Genomic DNA, 6,114 nt, shown 5'->3' on the forward strand with positions numbered 1-6,114 from the left:
ATAGCGCGGATAATACGGGGGGAGAGCGGCTCAGCGCAAGTTCGCCCGCATAAAAACAGTGGCTCAATATATCAAATGTTGAAACGTACGGCCCATCGCGGCAGTGCCTGGGCCCAGAAGCCGGCCACATCGGCAATCGGCGGCAGGGGCCGAAACCCCAGGTGCATCCAGGCTTTTTCCAGGGTGGCCAGGGCATTGCGGCTGTCAAGCGGCGCAGCATGATTTTGCTTTGACAGCTTGTGCCCCGATTCGTCCAGCACCAGGGGCACATGCATCACGCGCGGCGCACGCTGGCCCAGCAGGCCGGCCAGCACCTGCTGGCGCGCGGTCGAGTCCAGCAGGTCGGCCCCGCGCACCACGTCGGTAACGCCCTGGTCGCCGTCATCGATGACCACGACGAACTGGTAGGCCCACAGCCCGTCGGCCCGCCTGATGATGAAGTCGCCCACTTGGGCGGCGACATCCTGGCATTGCGGGCCCAGCCAGCGGTCGTCAAAATGTACCACGCCCTGCGGCACGCGCACCCGCCACGCACGGGGCCGCTGCCCCGGCGCAAGTCCATGGCTGCATGTGCCGGGGTAGGCTCCGGCCCCAAGCTGCCGGCGCGTGCAGGCGCAACCGTAGGCCTGCCCCTGCTGCAGCAGACGGTCGAAGACGGCCTGGTAGCGGTCAAGGCGCCGGGACTGCCAGGTGGGTGGCGAGTCCCAGTGCATGCCCAGGGCCTGGAGCTGGTCCATGATGACGCGGTCGGCGCCGGCCACGGTGCGCGGGACGTCGATGTCTTCGATGCGCAGCAGCCACTTGCCGGCATGGGCGCGCGCATCGAGATAGCTGGCCATGGCCGCAGCCAGAGAGCCATCGTGCAGGGGGCCGCTGGGGCTGGGCGCAAAGCGGCCCACGTAGCCCAGCGGCCTGTTGGCGACATCAGGCATGATTCTGCCCGCCTCGACAGGACACTAATGGGACAGGCGTGTGCGGTCGTCTGTGAGGAGTTCTTCGAGGACCAGGTGGTCGACTTCGGCCTCTTGGCTCCAGAGCACCATGAGGGCGATGATTTTTATTTTCTCGAGCGGAACGGGGGATTCGTCGGCGGCCAGCGCGCGATCGATGAGGATCTCGCGCAGCGCGGCGGGCAGCACCCCCGAGCTTTCGAGAAAGCTGATGAAACCTATTGCCTCGGTGCCCAGCGCCTGGTACTCGATGTCGGTGTATATGCGCTGGCTGTCGCCTTGGGGCGACTGGGCCAGCTGGACGCATTGCTCGGTGGTTTGCGCCAGGCCGTACAACCAGCCCAACGCTTCGTCGATGTCTTCGTGTTCGAAGCCGACGGCAGCCAATTTGTGAGCCAGCGTGTCTGCATCGGGACAGGACTGCGGCGTGTAATAGTTTTCGAATAGATAGACGAGAATATCGAACATATGCGGTTCAGGCTGCCCTTTACAGAGTCCAGCAACTGGACGGTTGATAGTAAAGTTAGAAATGACTGTACGCCGATTTATCAGGGCAGGCAACTTCTGTTTCGTGGATTTGCAACGGGCCGCCCGCAAGGCGGGCAGCCCGTTGCTAGCTGTATTTTACAGGCACTTACAGCATCTCGATGGCCATGGCCACGGCCTCGCCGCCGCCGATGCACAGCGATGCCACGCCCTTCTTGCCGCCGGTCGTGCGCAGGGCGCCCACCAGGGTGGCCAGCAGGCGGGCGCCGGAGGCGCCGATGGGGTGGCCCAGCGCGGTGGCGCCGCCGTGGATGTTGACCTTGGCGTGGTCCAGCTTGAGGTCGTTCATGGCGGCCATGGTGACCACGGCGAATGCTTCATTGATTTCATACAGGTCGACGTCGCTGGTTTTCCAGCCCGCCTTTTCAAGCAGCTTCTGCATGGCGCCCACCGGCGCGGTGGTGAACCATTCTGGTTCTTGCGAGTGCTGCGCCTGGGCGACGATGCGCGCAATGGGCGCAACGCCCAGCTTCTTGGCGGTGGATTCGCGCATCAGCACCATGGCGGCGGCGCCGTCGGAAATGGATGAGGCATTGGCGGCCGTGACGGTGCCGTCTTTCTTGAAGGCGGGCTTGAGCGTGGGGATTTTCTCGGGCATGGCCTTGGCCGGGCCCTCATCGGTGTCGATGACGGTGTCGCCCTTGCGGCCGGCTACGGTGACCGGCGCGATTTCCCACTTGAAGCTGCCGTCTTCGGTGGCGGCGCGCGCGCGGCGCAGCGATTCGAGCGCGAAGGCGTCTTGCTGCTCGCGGCTGAAGCTGTACTTGCCCGCGCAGCTTTCGGCGAAAACGCCCATGGCGGTGCCGCGCTGGTAGGCGTCTTCGAGGCCGTCCAGGGCCATGTGATCGTAGACGGTGGAGTGGCCGTAGCGGTAGCCCTGGCGGCCACGCAGCAGCAGGTAGGGCGCATTGCTCATGCTTTCCTGGCCGCCGGCCACGATGACGTCGGCGCTTTCGGCCTTGAGCAGGTCGTGGGCGAACATGGCGGCCTTCAAGCCGGAACCGCACACTTTGTGGATGGTGGTGCAGCCGACCGCCTGGGGCAGGCCGGCGCCCAGGGCCGCCTGGCGCGCCGGGGCCTGGCCCTGGCCTGCCTGCAGCACGTTGCCCATGATGACCTCGCTGACGGCGTCGGGCGAGATGCCGGCGCGCTCGACGGCGGCCTTGATGGCGATGGCGCCCAGTTCGTGAGCCGCCAGGCCCGACAGGCTGCCCATCATGCCGCCCATGGGCGTGCGGGCGATGGAAACGAGTACGATGGGATCCGACATGATATTGCTCCTGATGCGTTGATGGTTATGGCTGATTCATTGCAGCGGGCCCGCGGGCGTCTCTTCCCAGGCGGCGGCTTGCGTCGTACGGGAAGATGTCTTCGATGCGCCCCTGGATGACCCGCTCGCGGCAGGCCTGCCACCACTCGGCGTCGAGCAGGCAGGCGTGGTGCTTGAGAAATGCCGCTCGCACCCGCGGGTTGCCCAGCAAGAAGCTGTCGAACTCTTCGGGGAAGACGTCGTTTGGTCCCACCGGATACCACGGCTCGGCGGCCAGTTCGGCCTCTTCGTAGGGGGCCGGCGGGATGCGGCGGAAATTCATTTCGGTCATGCGCTGGATTTCGTCGTAATCATAGAATACAACACGCCCGAGGCGGGTGACACCGAAGTTCTTGAACAGCATGTCGCCGGGAAATATATTGGCGGCCGCCAGCTCGCGTATGGCATCGCCATATTGGCGCACGGCGTCTTCCAGCGCGGCGTCCGAGGCCCGCATCAGGTAGATGTTGAGCGGCGTCATGCGGCGCTCGATATACACGTGCCGCAATACGATGGTGTCGGGTGTTTCTTCCAGCAGGCCGGGTACCTCGCGGCGCAATTCCTGCAGAAGCGCCTCGGAGAAGCGCTCGCGCGGCAGGGCCACTTGCGAGTATTCCCAGGTGTCGGCCATGCGTCCCACCCTGTCGTGCTTCTTGACCATCTGGTATTTGCGCTTGACCGTGGCGCTGTCCATGTCGGGCTTGGCGATGCGGTCGCGTATGAGCTTGAACACATAGGGATAGGACGGCAGGGTGAACACCGCCATGACCAGCCCTTTGATGCCGGGCGCAAGGTCGAAGGCATCGCGCGAGTGGGCAAGGTGGTGCAGGAAGTCGCGGTAGAACAGAGTCTTGCCCTGCTTCTGCAGGCCGATGGTGGTGTAGATCTCGGCCTTGGGCTTGCGCGGCAGCAGCGTATTCAGAAAGTGCACATAGGCCGAAGGCGCTTCCATGTCGACCAGGAAGTAGGCGCGCGTGAAGCTGAACAAGGTGCTGAGGTCGTCGGTGGAGTACAGCAGGGCGTCCAACTCGACATGCCCTGAAGGCTGGCGCAGCAGTGCGATGGCAAAGGGATGGATGGCGCCCTGGTTGACCAGGCGGCCCACCGCATAGGCTCCCTTGTTGCGGAAGAACAGCGAGTTCAGCACGTGGATCTGGCAATCCGGGGCGATGCGCTGGCCTGCCTCCCGTGTCAGGGTGGCGCGCAGCCGGCCCACCGCCATGCGGGCCAGGGCGCGGACGTCGCGCGGCAGGTCGGCAAAGGGGGCGGCCAGGCCGAAGTCGGCCATCATGCGGATGAGCGACGCTTGCAGGCCCTCGGTAGCGGGGTAATACACGCGGTACGAGGGTAGCCGGCTGTCGATGTAATCGGTGGCCACCGCGGGCCGCACGAACATGAAGTCGTTGTTGAAGTAGTCGCGGTGCAGAATGCGGCACGACACCGAATTGAAGAAGGTCTCGGCGCACTCGGGCTGCCGATGGCCGGCCAGCAAGCCTATGTAGGCGGCTTTTGCGGCCTGCCAGAAGCGGAGTTGCGGCTCGGTAAGCTCGATCTCGGCGCTTGCGCCCTCGGGGCTGGCCTCGCTGCCCCGGAGTGTGGCGTTGAGCATGGCCGAGCATTCGCGCACCCGGGTGTCGTAGTATTCGATCCGTTCGCGCGAAAGCTGCTGGATGGCGCGCCAGTCGCCCGATTCGAACAGAGACTTGGCCCGCTGGGCGCCATAGCGAAACAGCGCGTAATGGCGGTCGAATCCAGACAATATTGTCTGGGCCACGTCTTGCGGCGACAGGCGCTGCCGTGAAACCGGTTCGATATGCTGATGGTCGCCGGTGTAGATCATGTGCTGCCCTGGGTATATGCGTAAGACACGGTTGCGGCCTGCCGAAGCCGAAAGACAAAGACCGTTTATAGTACGGTAGCGGCCGCCGCGACGTAAATCATCAACAATTGCGGCCGGAAGTATGGAGATACCTGATGAACCCTAACGAACAGAAGCTGACGTACCCCCTGGGCGACGCTTTGCCCCAGCCCGGCCAGGCGCTTGCCATTGGCGACGGAGTGCGTTGGATTCGCATGCCCCTGCCCTTCGCTCTCGATCATATCAACCTTTGGCTGCTGCGCGATGAAATCGACGGACGCCAGGGCTGGACGGTGGTCGACTGCGGCGTGGCCCGCGACGAGGTCAAGGCGCTGTGGGAAGAGGTGTTCCAGAGCGCCCTGGAAGGGCTGCCGGTGCTGCGGGTGCTGGTTACCCACATGCACCCCGACCATCTTGGCCTGGCGGACTGGATCTGCCGCAAGTGGAATGCGCCGCTGTGGATCAGCATGACCGAATACATGACGGGGCGGCTGTGGTCGCGTCCGCCCGTGGGCAACCAGGCCGAGGGCGGTGTCAGCGGCCAGGGGGCGGTCGATCATTTCGTGCGGCACGGGCTGGTCGATGCTTCGGCGAAAGAGCAGATCTTGCAGCGGGGCAAGTACTACCCCAGCCACGTGCCGGACGTGCCGGCGCGTTTCCGCCGCATCATGGACGGCGACCGGATCGCCATCGGGGGACGCGACTGGCGGGTCATCGTGGGCTATGGGCATTCGCCCGAACATGTATCCCTGTACAGCGATACGCTTCGCATGCTGATCTCGGGCGATATGGTGCTGCCGCGCATCTCGACCAACATCAGTGTGTTCGATTTCGAGCCCGAGGCGAATCCGCTGCCGCTTTACCTTAAATCGCTGCGCGGCTATGACGGGCTGCCCGAGGAAACGCTGGTGCTGCCTTCGCACGGGCGGCCGTTCCAGGGGCTGCACGAGCGCATCGCGCAACAGCATGCGCACCACGGCGAGCGGCTGGACGAGGTGCTTACTGCCTGTCGGGCTTCGGCCTGTACGGCGGCCGACATCGTGCCCATTATGTTCAAGCGTCAGCTCGATGCGCATCAGCTTGCCTTTGCCATGGGTGAGGCGCTGGCGCATTTGCACGCCTTGTATTACGAGGGGCAATTGGTGCGCGAAATCGGTTCCGACGGGGTGATTCGCTTTCGGGCGGTCGATCGCTGAGGCATCGCTATTTGATCTTGATTGTGCTGCGTTGTGCATGGGGTCTTTGTTTGAGTCTTTAAGCCGGCGCGCTGCGGGGTAAGTATTTTGGGCGCCGGAGAGCTTCGGCCGGCTTTGCCGGCTGCCCTCGCACCCTATCATTTTTGGGGCGCCCGCAAAACTCGCAACGGCGGGCCAGTGGCCCGCCACCCTTGTTGCTCGAACAGTTGCGGGCTTGCCTCCCCAAAAACGACAGGGTGCTCGGCTTGCTCAACG

General features: G+C 64.3%; 5 protein-coding genes. 1 reads left to right on the top strand and 4 read right to left on the bottom strand.

The genetic code is table 11. From position 1 onward, the window contains the following. Positions 1-71: 71 nt before the first annotated feature. The 4 genes from gluQRS to aceK all read right to left on the bottom strand — a co-directional run bounded on the left by gluQRS (position 72) and on the right by aceK (position 4,645). The gene (gluQRS, locus tag C7440_RS19630) at positions 72-932 is read right to left on the bottom strand and encodes a tRNA glutamyl-Q(34) synthetase GluQRS (protein ID WP_116519665.1); all 861 of its coding nucleotides are present in this window, start codon (positions 930-932) and stop codon (positions 72-74) included. 24 nt (positions 933-956) lie between these two features. Next, a complete protein-coding gene (locus C7440_RS19635) occupies positions 957-1,418 on the bottom strand; it encodes a Smg family protein (protein WP_017524322.1) in 462 nt (153 codons plus the stop codon). A 166-nt stretch (positions 1,419-1,584) separates the two neighbouring features. Then, the gene (locus tag C7440_RS19640) at positions 1,585-2,766 is read right to left on the bottom strand and encodes an acetyl-CoA C-acyltransferase (RefSeq protein WP_116519666.1); all 1,182 of its coding nucleotides are present in this window, start codon (positions 2,764-2,766) and stop codon (positions 1,585-1,587) included. Between the two features lie 25 nt (positions 2,767-2,791). After that, positions 2,792-4,645 carry a bifunctional isocitrate dehydrogenase kinase/phosphatase gene (aceK, locus tag C7440_RS19645; RefSeq protein ID WP_116519667.1) on the bottom strand — a complete coding sequence of 618 codons (1,854 nt, stop codon included), beginning with the start codon at positions 4,643-4,645 and terminating at the stop codon, positions 2,792-2,794. Between the two features lie 134 nt (positions 4,646-4,779). On the opposite strand from aceK, the gene C7440_RS19650 reads away from it, so the two are divergent. Beyond that, on the top strand, positions 4,780-5,859 hold the full coding sequence (locus C7440_RS19650) for an MBL fold metallo-hydrolase (protein ID WP_116519668.1): 1,080 nt from the start codon (positions 4,780-4,782) through the stop codon (positions 5,857-5,859). Positions 5,860-6,114 lie beyond the last annotated feature (255 nt).

It is taken from the genome of Pusillimonas noertemannii, from assembly GCF_003096595.1.
Lineage (GTDB): Bacteria > Pseudomonadota > Gammaproteobacteria > Burkholderiales > Burkholderiaceae_B > Pusillimonas > Pusillimonas noertemannii.